The sequence below is a fragment of the Neobacillus rhizosphaerae genome (assembly GCF_050477885.1).
In the GTDB taxonomy this organism is placed as follows: Bacteria; Bacillota; Bacilli; order Bacillales; family Cytobacillaceae; genus Neobacillus; species Neobacillus rhizosphaerae_A.
Genome location: NZ_JBCNAC010000036.1, coordinates 37613 through 55816 on the forward strand (window position 1 = coordinate 37613; position 18204 = coordinate 55816).

An 18204-nucleotide genomic window follows, 5' to 3' on the forward strand; every position below is an offset into this window, starting at 1 on the left:
TTATTTCCAATCTTCATAAATGAAAAAAAGAGTACCGACTTATGCCGATACTCTAGGGAAGTTATTATATTTAAATACGTTTTGCACCGATATATTTTGGCTTCCAGTAGGTATTACTAGTATAGGTAACAATGACACCCTTAGATGATGAAGCCATAATCATTTTCCCTGAACCAATATACATCGCAACATGTGTTGGTCTGCTTGCTTTTGTTGGCGCATAGAACAATAAATCTCCCGGCTGTAAGTAGCTTACACGATATCCTTTTGTGTAAAACATATCCGCTGCCGTTCTTGGCAGTACTTTACCAGCCTTTGAGTAAGAATACTTCACTAAACCGGAACAGTCGAAACCGCCCGGAGTGATTCCACCCCATCTATATGGAACACCAAGGTTTGCCTTGGCAACTGAAATTGCTTTTGTATGATAGTATGCCGCTTCTGCTTTATCACCCGTAGTAGCAAACACTGAGCTAAGTCCAATTGTAATCGCAAGAACAGAGATTAGTTTTTTTAGCATAATGTTGTCCTCCTTGGAGTGATGTATTTGATAATCACACTATACAAGGAAATGATAACAACGACTTAACAGCAATATTACGATTTGGTTACAAAAATTATTCTAATATAATTTATTGCGTTGAAAAAGGATGGGAATTTTACTTCCATCCTCTTGAAATACTATTTTATAATCCACATTTTAATTGAGCATTACAGTTTGTACATGTATTACAGCCGCCGATTTCTTTTACTTTTCCTTTTCGGCAGACTGGGCAAGTGTTGCCAACCTCAGAACCAATTGTTACGTCAGTTGATCGCAGGTCACTGATGGTGTCAACTAGAACAACATGCTGCTTTGGCTTTTCATCAAACATCGATAACTGCTCATTTGTATTTTCTTCTGCTTTAAGTGTTAGTACTTGAGAATCGCGGGAACCATCTACATAAACAGTTCCACCTTTTGCACCGCCGCTATATAATCGTTCATATACTTTTTCCACTTGTTCTACACTATAGCCTTTAGGCGCATTAACGGTTTTACTGATGGAGCTGTCGATCCAGCGTTGGATGACGCATTGGACATCAGCATGTGCCTCTGGTGCTAATTCCATTGCAGTGATGAACCATTTCGGAAGGTTGTTGGCGTCTGCTTCTGGGTGCTTTTCCAAATATTCTTGAACGATATCCGCATTTACTTCGATAAATTTACCAAGACGTCCACTGCGGAAATAAGAGAAAGAGAAATAAGGCTCAAGTCCTGTACTCACCCCAACCATGGTCCCAGTTGATCCCGTAGGAGCAACGGTTAGCAAATGGGAATTTCTTATTCCTTTTTCTAAAATAGCTTGGCGAACGTCTTCAGGCATTTTTTTCATGAATCCTGTATTAATAAATGCCTGTCTCAATCGATTGGTTTCTTCTGTTGTTTCACCCTTTAGGAATGGGAAGCTTCCCTTCTCTGTTGCTAATTCAACAGATGTTCTATAAGCAGTTGTAGCGATGGTTTCAAATACTTTATCTACTAATACATTACCTTCTGGTGAGCCATACTCGGTTTCACAATAGATTAATAAATCGTGTAAGCCCATTACTCCTAAACCGACACGGCGCTCACCAAGAGCCTGTTTTTTGTTTTCTTCAAGGAAGTAAGGAGTTGCATTAATAACGTTATCTTGCATCCGTACTCCAACCGATACAGTTTTCTTTAACTTTTCAAAATCAACTGTTTTGGTATCCTTATCTGCCATCTCAGCAAGATTTACTGCAGCAAGGTTACACACAGAAAATGGTGCAAGTGGTTGTTCTCCACATGGATTTGTTGCAACAACTTGTTGACCATATGCTTTGGCATTTGTCATGTCGTTTGCATTATCGATGAAGAAAATTCCAGGTTCAGCAGAGTACGTTGCACAAATGTTAATAAGGTTCCAAAGTTCTTTTGCTTTAAATTTTTTGTACACACGAACTTTGTGGCCCATTCTTTCCCACTCGCGTACATCACCGACATTATGCCATTCTTCATTGTAAATCTTCATTTCTTCTTGATCGTAGTGTTCAACATATGGGAAACGAAGTTCATATTCACTATCATTTTCAACAGCTTTCATAAATTCTTTTGTTAAGCATACAGAAATATTCGCACCAGTCAAAAACTCTGAGTTATGGACAGTGTAATTACCGCCGGTAACTAATTTTTCTTCTGCGTCAGCAATGATTTTCTCATCAAAGCCACCATAACCTTGGATGTTTTTATAATTTACAATACCTTGATACATAGCTGTTTCCTGCAGTGTGAGCGGTGTGAACTTCAGCTTATCTCTAGCATGTTTCTTGATTGTTTCATCATTTGTATTTTCAATTAAGAATCGTAGAATTCTAGGATTCTGCATCTTAGAAATAATAAATTCAATAATGTCTGGATGCCACGTACATACCGTCCTTTTCAGGATATTTATTCTGCTTAAAGCAGACGGCCTAGACTATATCATCACCCTCAGCATTACGCTGTTAGGGGCCGGGCGCTTATGAGAGATTATTGTTGGGACTCACTCTCTAGTCGTTGAACCTTCGCCATAACCTTTGCCCTATGGCGCTTGGCTGCAGATTGTCCAATACTTGTAATTTTTAAGCATTCACGCTCACCATTACTAGTCACGTTGTAGCTTACAAGTCTCTAAGGAGTTCCCCGCAATTCACCCGATTTTCTAATCATTCATTTTCTGAATGACGCGGACTAGTGCATCTCAATTAATCCGCCAACATTATCATTTGAGCTCCACGCTTTTTTGTTACACTCAAATTATTTTGAGTGGCTAGGTCATTTCTGCCTAGCTCTCATGCTTTCACATGAGATCAGACTATATCATCAAAGATTAAAATCTTTGTCTCGCGCCCTACTACTCCCTTATAGGAATAACAGTTTACTTTTTCCTTAGTAGTAACCTTAGGAAATTTCAATAGTCGTTGAACGTTCATCTCCGTTTCCAAAGATGCTTCGCTGCTGATTGCCCAATCCTTATCATTTTCACACCATCACGCCCACCGTTGCCAGTCACGTTGTGGTTGATAAAGCTCTAAGGGTGTTCCAGCAATTCACGAGATTTTAATCCCGCCGTTGGAGTAAGTTAACGGGATCCGCCTTGTTCTACCAAGTGCGTCAATTTTGCAATATCATCTAACCATGATACCGAACCAGATGATTTCCCGTTTACGCCTCTTGCAAGTGTATTCCGCGGTCTTAAAGTCGACCCATTTGTTCCTACACCGCCGCCGCGGCTCATGATCTCCATTACCTGTTTACGGTGGTCAGAGATCCCTTCACGTGAGTCCGGGACAAACGGCATAACATAGCAATTAAAAAATGTCACATCTGTATTTGCTCCAGCTCCATACAGCACACGACCTGCAGGAATAAAATTCATTGAAACAAGCTCTTGATAGAACTTTTCATACCATTCTTGTCGCTTTTCTTCCGTTTCTTCAACCAAGGCTAGTCCAGTAGCATTTCGTTTCGCAATTTGCTCGTAAAATAGCTCCAGCGGCTTTTCAATCACGTCTAAGGAACGGACAATTACCCCTGTACTAGCTTCTTGTGAATCATCTAACACTCCTCTAAATTCCTCTTCCACTAAAACTTTTGCTTTTTTATTTTCCCAATCTATCTCCTGGATGTATCCCAATCCTCGTGCTGGAAATTTTGGATCCTCTTTTATGGTGAGAACAACAAAGTCGCCGTTTGTGAGAGTAATTTTTTCTGTATCTTTAAAGGTGTAGCGGTCCAACATTACCAAACGCGAAACACCCTTGTGAGTTATTTTCATATCTGGGGTTACTGGGTGAACCTGGGGGAATAGGTGGATATCCTCATTTAACCTTTCAAAATCAATATTCATTTTTTGTCTAAAAACTACAGACATGAGAACAACTCCTTCAAAATAAGATCTATCTATTGTGTTTAATCTAGATTGATTGTGCTATATCTAGTTGTCTTATATAAATAAGGTATCATAGCTCATCCGAAATAATCAACTAAAAAATCTATATATAGTACCGAAAATATTTTCGGTGCTACTATATATTGTACAAGAGGCAAAAAACAATTATTTTGTCAAACTTAAAAATAACTAGATTTGAGAGATAATAATAGCTTTTCTACGATTTTCGTCTTAAAACAGGAAATTTTAACAAATTTCGCGGCTTGCTACTTTTAAAAAAGCGATTTATTACAAAATAAAAAAGCGACAATCGTCGCTTTCTCAAGTTATCGTTTAAAATTCCACTCATCATTTTCATATCGTTCGCTTGCAATTTTTTGGACGTAGGCAAGCTCTTCGTCTGTTAATTGATAGGATTCAAGCTCAATATTTAACCCTTCAGCAAACCCTTTATAAAACGCTTCCTTAGCTTCTTCAAGCGTAATTCTTCGTGGACTAATCGCATTAATTGCCACCGCTTTATCCTTAAAGGCCTTCTTCATCCGTTCCTTAACTCGTTCATTTGAGTATTTAAATAGACTAAACAGTTTGTCTTCATCAAGATCTAGCAGAATGGAACCGTGTTGGAGAATAACTCCCTTTTGTCTTGTTTGCGCACTACCTGCTACCTTTCTTCCCTCCACAACAAGCTCATACCAGCTTGGTGCATCAAAGCATACTGCAGAGCGTGGATTCTTCAACGCATCACGTTCTTCAGATGTCTTTGGAACAGCAAAATAAGCTTCTAGCCCTAAATGATGAAACCCTTTCAAAATACCTTCTGAAATAACCCGGTACGCCTCGGTAACTGAACTTGGCATTTCTGGATGGTCTTCTGAAACGATCACACTGTATGTAAGCTCATGTTCATGCAGCACACCACGGCCACCTGTTGGTCTTCTGACAAAACCAAGATTATGAGCTTTTACTGCCTCCATATCAATTTCCTTTTCTACCTTCTGAAAATAACCTACGGATAACGTCGGAGGATTCCATCCATAAAACCGAATCACCGGGGGAAATTTGCCTTCACTGTGCCAATCAAGCAGGGCTTCATCCAAAGCCATATTAAATGATGGAGAACTATTACCTGTATCTATAAAACGCCATACTTCTTTTTCCATATAAAAACCTCATTTTGTAAAATTATTTCGTTCTTTAGTCTACCAAAATCTGATATGAATTCAAAATAAGATGTTTCTGGTATAATTGTATGAGAAAAAGTAAAGATTTTTTCCCATGCATCTTTATCTTTCGTGGAATGACTTATATAATAAAAACTAGTGCAGGAAAGCTTGAAAGGAGCAAAAAGAAGTTGAATTCACTTTATACCTTATTAATTATTATTGCAGCAGTTATTATCTACTCCGTTTTTACTTTTTTCTATCAGAAAAGAATTGTTAAAACGGTAACAGAAGAGGATTTCCGTGCGGGCTATAGGAAGGCACAGCTAATAGATGTTCGTGAGCCAAACGAATTCGAAGGCGGACATATCTTAGGTGCACGTAATATTCCAATGTCACAAATGAAAATGCGAATGCAAGAGATTCGTCAGGATATGCCTGTTTACTTATATTGCCAAAGCGGAATGCGCAGTGCACGTGCTGCTCAATTCTTACATCGTAAAGGCTATAGAGACCTTACCCAGCTGCAAGGTGGATTTAAAAAATGGTCTGGTAAAGTAAAAGCAAAAAAATAATATAAAACTTATGGTTCCGGAGCAATTCCGGAACTTTTAACTTTTTACAAAAAGAAAGGTCAGATCCCATATTAAGGAATCTGACCTTTCTTTTTATTAACCTCTTTGGTATTTTAAAACTGGTTTACGCGCAGCTGTTGTTTCATCCATACGGCCTACAACAGTTGTGTGTGGAGCCTCTTGAACGATCTCTGGGTTAACCTCAGCCTCTTTCGCAATTTGGATCATAATATCGATAAATGAATCGAGAGTCTCTTTTGATTCTGTTTCAGTTGGCTCAATCATGATACACTCTTCCACATTTAACGGGAAGTAAATAGTTGGTGGATGGTAGCCGAAATCCAGCAGACGTTTCGCGATATCGAGTGTACGGACACCTAATTTTTTCTGGCGTCTTCCACTAAGAACAAACTCGTGCTTACAATGTCTATCAAATGGCAGATCATAGTATTCAGCAAGCCTTCTCATCATATAGTTCGCGTTTAATACCGCATACTCCGTTACTGCCTTTAAGCCGTCAGGACCCATTGAGCGGATATAAGTGTATGCACGAACATTGATACCAAAATTACCGTAGTAAGGCTTAACACGTCCAATGGATTGTGGGCGATCATAATCTAGTACATACTCTTCACCGCGCTTTGCGATAATTGGTTTTGGAAGATACGGAATTAAATCTGCTTTAACACCAACCGGACCTGATCCAGGACCACCGCCGCCATGCGGGCCAGTAAAGGTTTTATGAAGATTTAAGTGAACCACGTCAAATCCCATATCCCCTGGTCTAGCTTTTGATAAAACCGCATTTAAGTTAGCTCCATCATAATACAGCTTTCCACCTACTCCATGGACAATCTCAGCCATTTCAAGAATATTTTCCTCAAAAAGTCCAAGGGTGTTTGGATTTGTTAACATCAATGCAGCCGTGTCTTCGCCAACTACTCTTCTTAGATCCTCTAAATCAACAAGACCATTTTCATTTGATTTAACTGTAATTGTCTCCAATCCAGCAATGGTAGCGGATGCTGGGTTTGTACCGTGAGCAGAATCTGGTACGATGACCTTTGTACGCTTCATATCACCGTTTGCCTCATGGTAAGCACGAATGAGCATTAATCCAGTCCATTCTCCGTGAGCACCAGCGGCTGGTTGAAGTGTCACTTCATCCATTCCTGTAATCTCAATTAAATGTTGCTGCAGGTCGTATAATAGCTCAAGTGCTCCTTGAACAGAACTTTCATCTTGTAATGGGTGCACATGTGCAAAACCATTAAATCGAGCTACATTTTCATTAATTTTTGGATTATATTTCATGGTACAAGAACCTAATGGATAAAAACCTGAATCCACACCATGATTTCTTCTAGAAAGCGCGGTATAATGGCGCATAATATCAAGCTCAGATACTTCTGGAAGTTCAGGTTCTTCCTCACGAAGGTAACCTGCAGGAAGAAGACTGCTAAGGTCTAATTCAGGTACATCCACTTCCGGCAAGCTGTATCCGATTCGACCCGGTGTACTAAGTTCAAAAATGAGTGCCTGGTCTTGATTATGCATGCAAATCCCCCAATTCTTTCACTAGAGTATCAATTTCTTCCTTAGATCTTTGTTCTGTGACGGCAATCAACATATGATTAACAAGATCAGTATAGTCACGACCTAAATCATAACCACCAATGATTCCTTTTTGTAACAACTTTTGGTTTAATTCTTTAACTGGTTGATTGAATTTTACGATAAACTCATTAAATGAATGGCCATCATAAACAATCTCAAATCCAGCCTCTTTAAATGCAGTTTTTGCATAATGAGTCTTTTGTAAATTTGCTGCTGCCATTTCACGTACACCTTTTTTACCAATTGCAGTCATTGCAACCGAAGCAGCTAATGCATTTAATGCTTGGTTAGAGCAAATATTCGATGTCGCTTTATCACGACGAATATGCTGTTCACGAGCTTGAAGAGTTAAAACAAAACCGCGGCGTCCTTGATCATCTGTTGTTTGTCCAACAAGACGTCCTGGAACCTTACGCATTAATTTAGTTGTAACTGCAAAGTATCCGCAGTGTGGGCCGCCGAATGCTGTTGGAATACCAAATGGCTGTGCATCACCAATAACAATATCCGCACCAAATTTTCCTGGAGGTGTTAACACACCTAGGGATAATGGGTTGCTGGAAACGACAAACATCGATTTATTCTCATGGATCACTTCTTCAAGCTCTTTTAACGGTTCAATTCTGCCAAAAAAGTTAGGATACTGAACAATCACAGCTGCAACATCAGCATTTACAAGGCCTGTTAAAGCGTCAACATCTGTTACACCATCTTTTACAGGTACTTCAACGACATCAAGATATTGACCTTTTGCATATGTTTTAAGAACTTCACGGGACTCTGGATGAACGGCACTTGACACTAAAATAGTCTTTCGTTTTGTATGACCTGCACTTAGCATTGCAGCCTCAGCCAGTGCTGTACCACCATCATACATAGAAGAGTTGGCTACATCCATGCCTGTTAATTCACAAATCATTGTTTGGAATTCAAAAATGGCTTGTAATTCACCTTGAGAGATTTCTGGCTGGTATGGTGTATAGGCAGTATAAAATTCGGAACGAGAAATCACATGATCTACAATGACAGGCATGTAATGATCATATACCCCCGCACCTAGAAAAGAGACATTTCTTTTTAAGTCAGCATTACGGCTGGCCATTTGAAATAGTTCTTTCATTAATGCTGTTTCAGACTTTGCCGGTTTAATATTATATTCACCCTTGAATTTTACTTTCTCAGGTATATCGCTAAACAATTCATCAATTGAAGAAACACCAATGGTGTCGAGCATAGCCTTCTTATCTTGTTCAGTCATAGGTAAATAGCGATGTTTCATAAACCTAGCTCCCTTCTGTTATTTCTTTTCTTTTTTATAAAAAGGTGTTGGAACGACTGTAGCTTTTAAGCGTTTACCACGAATTTCTACTTCAACCTCAGTGTCTAGCCCAGTAAATTCAGTAGAAATAAGGGCAAGACCGATATTTCTCTTTAATGTAGGTGATTGCGTACCAGTTGTAACTTCACCAATTAGCACATCCCCTTTATAAACAGGGTAGCCATGACGTGGAATCCCACGGTCAATCATTTCAATCCCCACTATTTTTCTAGAGAGGCCATTCTCTTTCTGCTGTTTTAAGGCTTCCTTACCAATAAAATCAGCTTCCTTGTTAACTTTAACTGCAAAGCCAATTCCAGCTTCAAGTGGAGAGATTTCCGGTGATAGTTCCTGCCCATAAAGAGCTAGAACGGACTCAAAACGAAGAGTATCACGTGCGCCTAACCCACATGGAAGAACGTCCTCTTCTTTTCCAGCTTGTAAGATGTCTTTCCAAAGCTGTTCAGCATCAGCGGCATCACAGTACACTTCGAAGCCATCTTCACCCGTGTATCCAGTTCTTGATACGAGAGCTTTTTTACCATCTAAGCTAACTTCCTGCTGGAATTTAAAGAAGCCAATTCCACTTAAATCTGTTTCAGTAAGCTTTTGTAAAACTTGTTCAGCAAGAGGTCCCTGTAGTGCAAGCTGAGCTGTTTTTTCAGACAGATTTTCAATGCTTACATCCCCTGATAAATGATCCTCAAGCCATTTGAAATCCTTATCAATATTTGATGCATTTACTACTAGCAGGTAATGATTGTCCTCTATTTTATAAACAAGCAAGTCATCAACAGTTCCACCATTTTCGTAGCACATGGCTGTATACTGGGCACCGCCGTCTTTAATTTTTGAAATATCATTTGTCATCATTTTTTGTAAATAGTTTAGGCTGTCAGAACCCTTTACTTCGATTTCTCCCATGTGAGAAACATCAAACAATCCGGCACGATTGCGGACTGCCTCATGTTCTTCTTTAATGCTAGAGAATTGAACCGGTAGTTCCCAACCACCAAAATCGATGGTTTTCCCTCCAAATTCTTTATACACATCAAAAAGCGGAGTACGTTTTAAATCAGTCATTTTTAATCCCCCTTCAATTTAAAAACATAAAAAAGGACAGAAACCTCCCTTAATACATAAGAAGGTCTCTGTCCTTGCACCTGAAAGTTTACCGAAAAAAGGCTTTCCCCTTTGGTGGCTACACTAGTTAGGTAGCACTCTCCAGAGTTGCGTCAAACAAGAGTTCTTTTGCCTGAGAGATTCACAGTTTTCTGCTTGCTCCTTCGGCGCTACAAAGGTAGTCTCTCCCCTTGTTGTCATTCGCAATTATAATATTTTCCAATTTGGTCATACTAATTATACTACTAAAATAAATTACCTTATTAAAATATTTAAAACATTCAAAGCTATTTTCATCCTACCATTAAACCAATACATTGGGCAATAGTCTTTTTTACATGAAAAGGAGCTGAAAAGATGTCTGTCAAAATTGAATTTGATTCCTCTTGGCAGGATGATTTTTTACATAGAATTGATAACGATGGGCCTTGGGGAAATTGGGAGCTTTTTAAACTAGCGATTGGGGTTGAAAAACACCTTGTCATACCTGAATTTGAAGGCTTGCAAGCTCCAAAGCATCTTCCCAATTTAACACCACTTCCTCATCAACTTGAAACAGCTAAGCAAGTGATTGAGAACATGAATGGAAAAGCTATCCTTGCAGATGAAGTGGGACTAGGAAAGACGATTGAAGCAGGCTTGATTTTAAAAGAATACATGATTCGTGGATTAGTGAAAAAGGTACTTATTCTAGTACCCGCTTCTTTAGTTACACAATGGGCGATTGAATTGAACAGCAAGTTCTTCATCCCTGCTATTGCACAAAGGAAAAGCTATGTATGGGAACAATGTGATGTGGTTGTCTCATCTATAGATACAGCCAAGAGAAATCCGCATCGAGATATTATTTCTAAGCTGGATTATGATCTAATCATTATTGATGAAGCACATAAACTTAAAAATAATAAAACAAAAAACTACGAGTTTGTTCAAAATCTAAAAAAGAAATTTTGTTTATTATTAACTGCAACTCCAATTCAAAACAGAATTGAAGAAATCTTTAACCTAGTTTCACTTTTAAAACCGGGACATTTAGGCAGTGAAACCACATTCTACGAAAGATACAAACGGGATGCACGTTCATTAAATGATGATGAGCATTTAAAAGAATTAGTAAACAAGGTAATGATTCGTAATCGCCGTGCCGATACAGGTATTGAATGGACAAAGAGGCACGTAGAAACCCTTCCCATTGAATTTTCTCCGCAAGAAAAGGATTTATATGATTCCATTACGAATCTAAAAAGTGAAAGTGATTGGCTTCAAACGAGCGCCTTCTCTGTCATGACTCTGCAGCGGGAAGCATGTAGCAGCAGGGAAGCTGTTTTTTACACCTTAAAAAACATGTTGCAAAAAAAGGAGGATCCAACTCCTGCCTTCGAAGAACAAATAAACTTTTTAATTAGTAAAGTGGAAGCGGTACAAAAAAATTCAAAAGCTGAAAAAGCACTTGAGTTAATTCAGAAAGTTAATGATAAAGTCATTATCTTTACGGAATATCGTGCGACTCAGATGTATCTGCAATGGTATTTAAAGCAGCATGGCATCTCGTCGGTCCCATTTAGAGGTGGATTTAAACGAGGGAAAAAGGATTGGATGCGCGAGCTGTTTCAAAAGCATGCCCAAGTCTTAATTGCAACGGAAGCTGGCGGTGAAGGGATTAATTTGCAATTTTGTAATCATATTATTAACTTTGATTTGCCATGGAACCCTATGAGGCTGGAGCAACGGATTGGACGAATCCATCGATTAGGCCAAGAAAAGGACGTCATGATTTATAACTTCGCCATCAAAAATACAGTCGAAGAGCATATATTAAAGCTTCTTTATGAAAAAATTAATCTGTTTGAAAAGGTCATTGGTGAACTGGACGATATATTAACGAAATTGGAATTTGGCAATATTGAGGATCATATAATTGATATATTTGGACAATCCGCTTCAGAAGGTGAAATGAGAATTAAGATGGAAAATTTATCATCTATGATTGAATTTGCACAAACTATTAAGGAAGGTGAGTCACATGCAGCAGCAGGAAATTCATAACTTTCTTATCAGTTACTTTGTGGCAAATGAATGCCCAATTATCGAAAATAAACCGGGATACTTAACCGTACAATTAACGATTGAACTGGATAAAGAATTAATGAACCGCCCTTTTTACTGGCACTATTTGGAAAAAACAGGTGGAATTCCTAATCCGATGCAGCTCACCTTCATTACAAACAAAGAAATAGCTCCAGAGCATATAAAGGGTGAGATCATCCATTTTGGATCACCTAGGCTGCACCAAATTTTTCAATCCACCAAAAATTTGGCAAGTTATATCCGCCTTTACGAAAAACATAATCAGATTCATAACCAAACACCCCTACTACCTTGGCTGTGTATGAATGTTAAGATTTCTTATCAATGTGATCGTAAGCGTGATATTTATAAATCAATCGGTTTACAGCTTATAAATGGACAAATGGTTGAGAATTTCCATGATCGCCTAGAACAAATACCCTTAACACCCAAAATCCCAGATTACTCTTTTACTTTATCACCATTGGTAAAACCAAAAAGCGGAATGCTAAGGATAGAAAACTATTTAACATCGCTGATAAATGAGGATGATCATTCTTGGGCCGAGGAAGCCCGAAAGCGGTGGAACCAAGATTTAAGATTGTTGGAGCATTTTTATGAAGAAATAGAAGAAGAAAATGAAAATTACGAGACAGAAAAAAAAGCACTACAAGAGCAATACGAACCGAAGATAAATATCTCTTTTATTAATGGCGGTCTGTTTTATCTCACTGATCAGGCTATATAAGAACTAAAGGCTGACTCTTTTATTATTGAGTCAGCCTTTTAAATTCAATTGTTTTCCTAAAGTTTTCTTCTCTTTTTCATTTGGATATAGAGGATATACGGTAGGATTCCAAACCAACGATACCAAAAAGATGCTCTTCCTTGCTTCCGCTCAAAACGGAGCCTTTTTCTTTCATCCCTTGGTTGATCGGCATATTTTACAATTGTTTGGGTCATATATTTGACATAGTCATTTGTTTTCATGGACGTCCCTGCCTTTCTCTAGACGGACACTTCCGTTCTCAGTTACAAGTATGTCCAGGATTACTTTTTTCAAACGATTTATTTTATTTCAGTCCATTTAGTTAATTTTTTAGTAACGACATCAAAAGAACCTCGGCCGCTAACTGCTATTCCGGTATTTAATAGCAAATTAAAGGTAACCTTTTGGACCCACTTGTAGGTGCTTCGGCTTGATACTCCATCGTTCCATTACTATACGTCCAGCCCCCCCTTACTGGAAGGGTTTCTACTGTTTGATATAAGACTTCCACTTTTTTTATCGAAGAGAGAAAATAGTATTCCTCCTGCTGAATATCAGCTGTTTCATGTGCTAATTTCCTTTCGATTAGCAATTGGTCAACATGCATAGCGAGAAATAGTAAAAAAAACAGGAGCAAACAAAGTGTCAGTGGGTACGTAAACCCTTTCTCCTTATTCTTCATGATCCCTTGTTCCAATCTACCAATGAAAAAATGGTTACTGTGTGTACTTTCCCTGAAAGGTCAACAACCGTAATTTTAACAGCGTTATTTAGCATTATCAGGGAAAACTGTGACACGTTTTGAAGTATAATTTCGTTCCCTGTAGAATTCACTCGTCTCCTTAGGTTCGTACCGTATTTTTCAAATTGGACTGTTTCTGTATCTTTGGTTAGGATTAAGCGGCCAGATAACACTTGGGCGCTACTAGAGAAGCGCATCTCTTTCTTTATTTGACTACAAAAGACCTCCCACTCCATAGCCCGCAATCGCACTTGTGTATCTTTATTATTGAGGGTTATTTGAAAAATAGGCATCATAAAAAAAATAATGATACTAAAGATCGAAAAAGCGATTAGTACTTCAATAAGAGTAAATGCCTTTTCATTCGAATTTTCCACATGTTTCAGTTCCATGTATAAAGGGATTACTTTCAACTTTAACACACACCACCTTTCCATTATCTTCAAGGGAGTCTTTCCAGATAATTTGATATTCAATTCCATCTTGAACAAGCGAGTAATTGTTGAAATTTTTGTGATCCATCATTCTTGCCTGCAATTCTTCATACATATACTTTCTTGAAATATTCTCTATTTCAACTTGATGTGATTGATCTCTTACTTGTATGAAAATGGGAAGTAAAAATGTACTTACCACTAACAACGCAGACAATGATAGGAGTAGTTCGAGTAAAAAAAATCCTTTACTGTTCTGAAACATAAAACCGTCCCTCTCCAATTAAAAAGGTCAAACGATAGATTTTATTTCGATAGTACAAAATCAAGCTGCCAAATTTATTTATATTACCATCTGGTAGAAACTTAAAAGTAAAGGGCATCGTACCTTCGGTGAAATTCACATTATGTGAGTAATCTCTTTCAATTATTGGTTTTTCCTCTGCACGGTAAATCATATAATACTTGTATTCCTTAGGCACAATTTGAACTAATATTTCATGTTGGTGCGATATGGCATACTGCTGCGCATAATACAAGTCTGCTTTTAGTTGGGTGAAAAAGGATTCTCTTTCAATAAAAGAGTGCTGAGGACTTAGGGTGAAGACTGTGACTGAGGAAATTATCATAAAAATGGAAAGGACTAGAAGTGATTCGATTAACGTGAATCCTTTTTGATTCCAGTTCATTACGGTGCTACTACAGCTGTGACGTTCCCATTTGAATCTATACTTACTGTTTTTCCGTTCGGACACCCATTTGCATCAGCCTTTATATACTCTTCTGTTTCAAGGTCTTGGAGTGTTGGCACCTTGTTTTTATCCATTTCATAGGCTTGAACTTGGGCTTGAACCATTTTTACATATGCCTCGCACCCCTTGTTATTAATATTAGTATTATGTTTTGCTACGTTTGGAATTGTAATAATCAGCAAGATTGAAATAACCAGCATAACGATCATCATTTCGATAAGTGTAAACCCTTTTTCATTATTCATTATATAAACCTCCAATTTTAGATGCCATCTAATAGGTGAAACATAGGTAAAAGAATGGCCAAATACATTGAAACAACTAGAAATCCAATAAATAAATATAATATTGGCTGAATCGTCTTTAAGCTTTTTTCCATTATTTCTTCCATATTGGTGAGACAATGTTTACTAAAAAAGAGTAATTCCTGCTCTAATTTCCCATTTTCTTGTCCATGTTTAACAATCATGGAGAATTCCATTTCAAAAAATGAAAAGGACGTTAAGATGGTCTCCAATTTTTCTCCTGTTATGAGGTTTTCTTTAATCTTCCCCGCGATTTGACTGTAAAAAGGCTGTCTTAGGTTTTTCTCAAATAGTAACAAGGCTTCCGATACAGATAATCCTCCCGATAATAGAAAGCTCAACTGGATGGAAAAATAATGGGTATACATTAATTTGAGGAGTTTGCCAACAATTGGAATCCGAACAAGCATCGACCTTTGCTTCAAGATGGAGAATTTGCGGAAAATGAGAAAATAATAAACACATGTTAGGAGTATTGTCAAAAGCAGACTACCAATAAAAATGGGGAAATATTGATCAAACATGAAGATAACCTTTGTAAAAAAGTTTTCTTCAAGTCCAAGGGATGAAAAAAGAGTGGTAAATCTAGGGAGTAGAGTGTTTTCCACGAAAATAAAAAGGAAACCTGTAATAAAGAGTAAAACCAGCGGATATTGAAGTAATTTTAATAGCTTATGTAGATCTTTACCCTTCATTAAAGCAAGACTACTGCCTTCTAAAAGCGCATTAGAAAAACTGCCATGCTGCTCAGCATAATAAACATATCCAATTAAATCCTTGTGAAATCCAAGAGTGTCTAATGATTCATGAAATGGTAATCCTTTTTTTAACTCTACTAAACAATCATATAATTCCTCCTTTCGTTTTGCAGGTAATTGCAATGCTATAGATTCAATTGCTTCTGCAATTGGGTATCCCCTTGCTAGTAATTCCCCCGTCCTCTTTAAAAAGCTCGCTTGTTCAGTGACTGACCATTTACGAGGTTTCATCTTCATACACCAGTCGATCATATTCAGATTCTTGAATATACCCTAATGCAATTCCTTTATTAATGACATCCTTAATTGTTCGGTACCTAGGATTTATTGCCTCTCCCCTTGCCGCTTTCATAACAGAATGTAAGTTCCTTCCTGACAAGAGTTCAAATACACTGGCTCGTTTCCATCTTCCATACGAATAACAATTGGGAGAACACTCTCCTTCGCAAAATGGACAAGTAAGTTCAACAAGTCTTTGGGCAGTAACAGCAATTAGTGTCTGTTCTACTTCCAACCAATTCACACCAAATTCTCGAAGACGGTAAACAGCCCCTTTTGCATCTCGTGTATGCATGGTTGAAAGCACTAAGTGACCTGTCAAAGCAGCCCGAACAGCTATCTTGGCAGTTTCTGCATCCCGAATCTCACCAACCATAATAATGTCTGGGTCGTGGCGTAAAATAGCCTTTAATCCTGCAGCATATGTAACTCCTGCTTTTTCATTGACCTGAACCTGGAGGACAGAATCATAATTTTTTTCAATAGGATCTTCAAGTGTAATCACATTTCGATGGAATAAATGGGCCGTTTCATTTAATAAAGAGTAGAGGGTTGTCGTTTTTCCAGATCCCGTGGGACCTGTGAAAATAATTAAACCATGAGCGTGTTTGAGAAGGGCTAACAGCTTTCTAGTCATAGAAGGAAATAAAGAGAGTTGATGAAAGGGAATCTGTTCTTGTTGGGGTAAAAGCCGGATGACAAGGCTCTCTCTGTTATTAGATGGTAGAGTGGAGAGCCTGAGGCCCATTAATTGTCCGTCTACCTCACAAAAAATAGCTCCGCTCTGCGGACGCCTTCTTTCTCCGATATCCATATTGGCTGTAAATTTAAAATAGGAAATTAATCTGTCGCATTCTTCTTTTGGAAGGGATAGTCGAGGAATGAGTTTGTTGGTCAAACGAATTTGGACGAGTGTGTCTTTTTTTCTTGGAATAATGTGAATATCTGTTGCCTGATTCCTAGCAGCATCTGAGATGATTCGATTAGCTAATAGTTCAATTGAACTAGCAATGAGTACCACCACCTTTTTATTTTCTCGTAGCTAATATTCGACAAGTTTCTAGCTCTTCCTTCTTTATTTTTAAATTTTTTTTTTAAAACTACAAAAATATTCTAATATTGTTACAATATAAAGTCGGTAATTGTGAACATTTTCTAAACATATAGTGTTAACATTGTTAACCTCATTCCCATGTAATAATAGCTGTATTATAATGGAATAAATTATGGGGGTCCGAGGTGAATAGAGATGGAACAAACATTAAAGATAACAAACGTTTTGTCAGATCCAACACGATATTACATTTATCAATACATTACCAAACGTCACCAAGAAGTAACAGTACAAGAGGTAGCTGAAAATTTTAATATTCATCCAAATGTAGCAAGACTGCATCTTTCTAAATTAGAAGATGTAAACATGTTAGCATCTGAAACAAAAAAAACAGGTAAGGGTGGTAGGCCAAGCCGGTTATATCGTCTATCAGATGATGTAATTCAACTGCACTTCCCTTATCGCGATTATATGCTATTATCTAAAGTGGCTATTCAAACAATGATTTCATTAGGGGAAGCTGGTAAACAAGCACTCTTTTTGACAGGAAAGCGATTTGGTACGGAAATTATTGAACAGGAATTGGCAAAAAAATCGCTTGGTGAGGAATTAGAATTCGATCAAAAGCTAAATATATTAAAAAGTGCCGCTACACTTGCAGGTTTTTATCCTGAATTTGAAGCAAATGGTGAAAAGACCAAGATTTATTTTCAAATTTTCAACTGTCCTTTTAAGGAAGTAGCTGAAGAACATACAGAAACTGTGTGCAGTATGCACCATGAATTCCTAAAAGGAATGTTCGGTGCATTGTTTAATTCGGTTGAATTAGTTGAAAAAGAAAATATGATTTCTGGCTGTGAAACATGTTCTTATCAGGCACTTGTTACAAACTAATTCGAAACCATTATTTACATTACACCGCCTTTTACTTTATAATATTGTAATGATGGTATCGTAGGGTAAAAGGAGGGTTACATATGGATCGAATGTTCAGAGTTTGTGGTTTCTGGACTGGTATTTTTACCGTTATGTTTTATCTAGGTGATTTGGATAAGACGGCAATGCTATTCTTAGCTCAAACAGGATTCTTCGTTCTGCTTAGCTATCTAAAACTATCCGAGCGTATGTATATGTATGTGTTCGGAGCATATTTAACAGTTTTCTTCGTCGGCTTTACATATTGGACAACGTTCATGATGCCGCTTGGCGGAGGACATTAAGAAGAGAAAACGCCGGAAACCCCGGCGTTTTTTCTTTATCCTTTGGCTATATTAAAGAAGAGTGTTGATTTTTATCCCTGTTGATTGGAGCGGA

At 37.8% G+C, this 18204-nt stretch carries 18 protein-coding genes, 2 pseudogenes and 1 riboswitch; of the genes and pseudogenes, 5 read left to right on the plus strand and 15 right to left on the minus strand.

Annotated elements, in window-relative coordinates; genetic code table 11:
- Positions 1-70: 70 nt before the first annotated feature.
- The 4 genes and pseudogenes from ABES03_RS05220 to ABES03_RS05235 form a co-directional block, all read right to left on the minus strand.
- Positions 71-520 carry a C40 family peptidase gene (locus tag ABES03_RS05220; protein WP_430115764.1) on the minus strand — a complete coding sequence of 150 codons (450 nt, stop codon included), beginning with the start codon at positions 518-520 and terminating at the stop codon, positions 71-73.
- Between the two features lie 166 nt (positions 521-686).
- Positions 687-2426: pseudogene (locus ABES03_RS05225) on the minus strand (vitamin B12-dependent ribonucleotide reductase); the annotation flags it as partial.
- A 702-nt stretch (positions 2427-3128) separates the two neighbouring features.
- Positions 3129-3917 (minus strand): annotated as a pseudogene (locus ABES03_RS05230) (ribonucleotide reductase N-terminal alpha domain-containing protein); the annotation flags it as partial.
- A 344-nt stretch (positions 3918-4261) separates the two neighbouring features.
- Positions 4262-5098 carry a lipoate--protein ligase family protein gene (locus tag ABES03_RS05235; protein ID WP_430115766.1) on the minus strand — a complete coding sequence of 279 codons (837 nt, stop codon included), beginning with the start codon at positions 5096-5098 and terminating at the stop codon, positions 4262-4264.
- Between the two features lie 191 nt (positions 5099-5289).
- On the opposite strand from ABES03_RS05235, the gene ABES03_RS05240 reads away from it, so the two are divergent.
- Entirely contained in the window at positions 5290-5673 is a 384-nt protein-coding gene (locus ABES03_RS05240; protein ID WP_309860690.1) for a rhodanese-like domain-containing protein, read from the plus strand.
- A 96-nt stretch (positions 5674-5769) separates the two neighbouring features.
- Here ABES03_RS05240 and gcvPB read toward each other — a convergent pair whose 3' ends face one another.
- From gcvPB to gcvT, 3 genes are read right to left on the minus strand one after another with little or no spacing between them, the layout of a single operon-like run.
- Complete coding sequence (gene gcvPB / locus ABES03_RS05245; RefSeq protein ID WP_430115768.1) at positions 5770-7230, minus strand: aminomethyl-transferring glycine dehydrogenase subunit GcvPB; 1461 nt, start codon at positions 7228-7230, stop codon at positions 5770-5772.
- Positions 7223-8569 (minus strand): aminomethyl-transferring glycine dehydrogenase subunit GcvPA, encoded by a 1347-nt coding sequence (gene gcvPA, locus ABES03_RS05250; RefSeq protein WP_430115771.1) that lies wholly within the window; start codon positions 8567-8569, stop codon positions 7223-7225. Before gcvPA ends, gcvPB begins: the two co-directional genes overlap by 8 nt.
- An 18-nt stretch (positions 8570-8587) precedes the next feature.
- Positions 8588-9691, minus strand: a complete 1104-nt coding sequence (gene gcvT / locus ABES03_RS05255; protein ID WP_430115774.1) for a glycine cleavage system aminomethyltransferase GcvT — start codon at positions 9689-9691, stop codon at positions 8588-8590.
- A gap of 150 nt (positions 9692-9841) precedes the next feature.
- A riboswitch (glycine riboswitch) is annotated at positions 9842-9931 on the minus strand.
- Positions 9932-10087: 156 nt separating this feature from the next.
- Between gcvT and ABES03_RS05260 the strand changes: the two genes are divergently transcribed.
- Together ABES03_RS05260 and ABES03_RS05265 are read left to right on the plus strand one after the other, a co-directional pair.
- Positions 10088-11776: a DEAD/DEAH box helicase gene (locus tag ABES03_RS05260; protein WP_430115777.1), complete on the plus strand. Its 1689-nt coding sequence runs from the start codon at positions 10088-10090 to the stop codon at positions 11774-11776.
- Entirely contained in the window at positions 11754-12545 is a 792-nt protein-coding gene (locus tag ABES03_RS05265) for a YqhG family protein (protein WP_430115779.1), read from the plus strand. The genes ABES03_RS05260 and ABES03_RS05265 overlap by 23 nt, the downstream gene beginning before the upstream one ends.
- Before the next feature lie 56 nt (positions 12546-12601).
- Here ABES03_RS05265 and ABES03_RS05270 read toward each other — a convergent pair whose 3' ends face one another.
- From ABES03_RS05270 to comGA, 8 genes are all read right to left on the minus strand, one after another.
- Positions 12602-12787 (minus strand): YqzE family protein, encoded by a 186-nt coding sequence (locus tag ABES03_RS05270; RefSeq protein WP_430115781.1) that lies wholly within the window; start codon positions 12785-12787, stop codon positions 12602-12604.
- 158 nt (positions 12788-12945) lie between these two features.
- Complete coding sequence (locus tag ABES03_RS05275; protein ID WP_430115782.1) at positions 12946-13248, minus strand: competence type IV pilus minor pilin ComGG; 303 nt, start codon at positions 13246-13248, stop codon at positions 12946-12948.
- Positions 13245-13685 carry a competence type IV pilus minor pilin ComGF gene (gene comGF, locus ABES03_RS05280; protein ID WP_430115784.1) on the minus strand — a complete coding sequence of 147 codons (441 nt, stop codon included), beginning with the start codon at positions 13683-13685 and terminating at the stop codon, positions 13245-13247. Before comGF ends, ABES03_RS05275 begins: the two co-directional genes overlap by 4 nt.
- Positions 13669-14007 carry a hypothetical protein gene (locus ABES03_RS05285; protein WP_430115786.1) on the minus strand — a complete coding sequence of 113 codons (339 nt, stop codon included), beginning with the start codon at positions 14005-14007 and terminating at the stop codon, positions 13669-13671. The genes comGF and ABES03_RS05285 overlap by 17 nt, the downstream gene beginning before the upstream one ends.
- Positions 13991-14431: a competence type IV pilus minor pilin ComGD gene (gene comGD, locus ABES03_RS05290; protein WP_430115789.1), complete on the minus strand. Its 441-nt coding sequence runs from the start codon at positions 14429-14431 to the stop codon at positions 13991-13993. Before comGD ends, ABES03_RS05285 begins: the two co-directional genes overlap by 17 nt.
- The gene (gene comGC, locus ABES03_RS05295; RefSeq protein WP_430115790.1) at positions 14431-14739 is read right to left on the minus strand and encodes a competence type IV pilus major pilin ComGC; all 309 of its coding nucleotides are present in this window, start codon (positions 14737-14739) and stop codon (positions 14431-14433) included. Before comGC ends, comGD begins: the two co-directional genes overlap by 1 nt.
- 17 nt (positions 14740-14756) lie before the next feature.
- Complete coding sequence (gene comGB / locus ABES03_RS05300) at positions 14757-15788, minus strand: competence type IV pilus assembly protein ComGB (RefSeq protein ID WP_430115792.1); 1032 nt, start codon at positions 15786-15788, stop codon at positions 14757-14759.
- Positions 15775-16860, minus strand: a complete 1086-nt coding sequence (comGA, locus tag ABES03_RS05305) for a competence type IV pilus ATPase ComGA (protein ID WP_430115794.1) — start codon at positions 16858-16860, stop codon at positions 15775-15777. The genes comGB and comGA overlap by 14 nt, the downstream gene beginning before the upstream one ends.
- A gap of 225 nt (positions 16861-17085) precedes the next feature.
- On the opposite strand from comGA, the gene ABES03_RS05310 reads away from it, so the two are divergent.
- Complete coding sequence (locus tag ABES03_RS05310; protein WP_430115795.1) at positions 17086-17784, plus strand: helix-turn-helix transcriptional regulator; 699 nt, start codon at positions 17086-17088, stop codon at positions 17782-17784.
- An 83-nt stretch (positions 17785-17867) separates the two neighbouring features.
- Positions 17868-18110, plus strand: a complete 243-nt coding sequence (locus ABES03_RS05315; protein ID WP_413308801.1) for a DUF2626 domain-containing protein — start codon at positions 17868-17870, stop codon at positions 18108-18110.
- Positions 18111-18204: the final 94 nt, after the last annotated feature.

What these genes read in the sequence shown, in the direction of transcription:
- ABES03_RS05220 (WP_430115764.1), bottom strand. Translation starts at nt 520, where the DNA reads ATGCTAAAAAAACTAATCTCTGTTCTTGCGATTACAATTGGACTTAGC.
- ABES03_RS05235 (WP_430115766.1), bottom strand. Translation starts at nt 5,098, where the DNA reads ATGGAAAAAGAAGTATGGCGTTTTATAGATACAGGTAATAGTTCTCCA.
- gcvPB (WP_430115768.1), bottom strand. Translation starts at nt 7,230, where the DNA reads ATGCATAATCAAGACCAGGCACTCATTTTTGAACTTAGTACACCGGGT.
- gcvPA (WP_430115771.1), bottom strand. Translation starts at nt 8,569, where the DNA reads ATGAAACATCGCTATTTACCTATGACTGAACAAGATAAGAAGGCTATG.
- gcvT (WP_430115774.1), bottom strand. Translation starts at nt 9,691, where the DNA reads ATGACTGATTTAAAACGTACTCCGCTTTTTGATGTGTATAAAGAATTT.
- ABES03_RS05260 (WP_430115777.1), top strand. Translation starts at nt 10,088, where the DNA reads ATGTCTGTCAAAATTGAATTTGATTCCTCTTGGCAGGATGATTTTTTA.
- ABES03_RS05265 (WP_430115779.1), top strand. Translation starts at nt 11,754, where the DNA reads ATGCAGCAGCAGGAAATTCATAACTTTCTTATCAGTTACTTTGTGGCA.
- ABES03_RS05270 (WP_430115781.1), bottom strand. Translation starts at nt 12,787, where the DNA reads ATGAAAACAAATGACTATGTCAAATATATGACCCAAACAATTGTAAAA.
- ABES03_RS05275 (WP_430115782.1), bottom strand. Translation starts at nt 13,248, where the DNA reads ATGAAGAATAAGGAGAAAGGGTTTACGTACCCACTGACACTTTGTTTG.
- ABES03_RS05285 (WP_430115786.1), bottom strand. Translation starts at nt 14,007, where the DNA reads ATGTTTCAGAACAGTAAAGGATTTTTTTTACTCGAACTACTCCTATCA.
- comGD (WP_430115789.1), bottom strand. Translation starts at nt 14,431, where the DNA reads ATGAACTGGAATCAAAAAGGATTCACGTTAATCGAATCACTTCTAGTC.
- comGC (WP_430115790.1), bottom strand. Translation starts at nt 14,739, where the DNA reads ATGAATAATGAAAAAGGGTTTACACTTATCGAAATGATGATCGTTATG.
- comGB (WP_430115792.1), bottom strand. Translation starts at nt 15,788, where the DNA reads ATGAAACCTCGTAAATGGTCAGTCACTGAACAAGCGAGCTTTTTAAAG.
- ABES03_RS05310 (WP_430115795.1), top strand. Translation starts at nt 17,086, where the DNA reads ATGGAACAAACATTAAAGATAACAAACGTTTTGTCAGATCCAACACGA.
- ABES03_RS05315 (WP_413308801.1), top strand. Translation starts at nt 17,868, where the DNA reads ATGGATCGAATGTTCAGAGTTTGTGGTTTCTGGACTGGTATTTTTACC.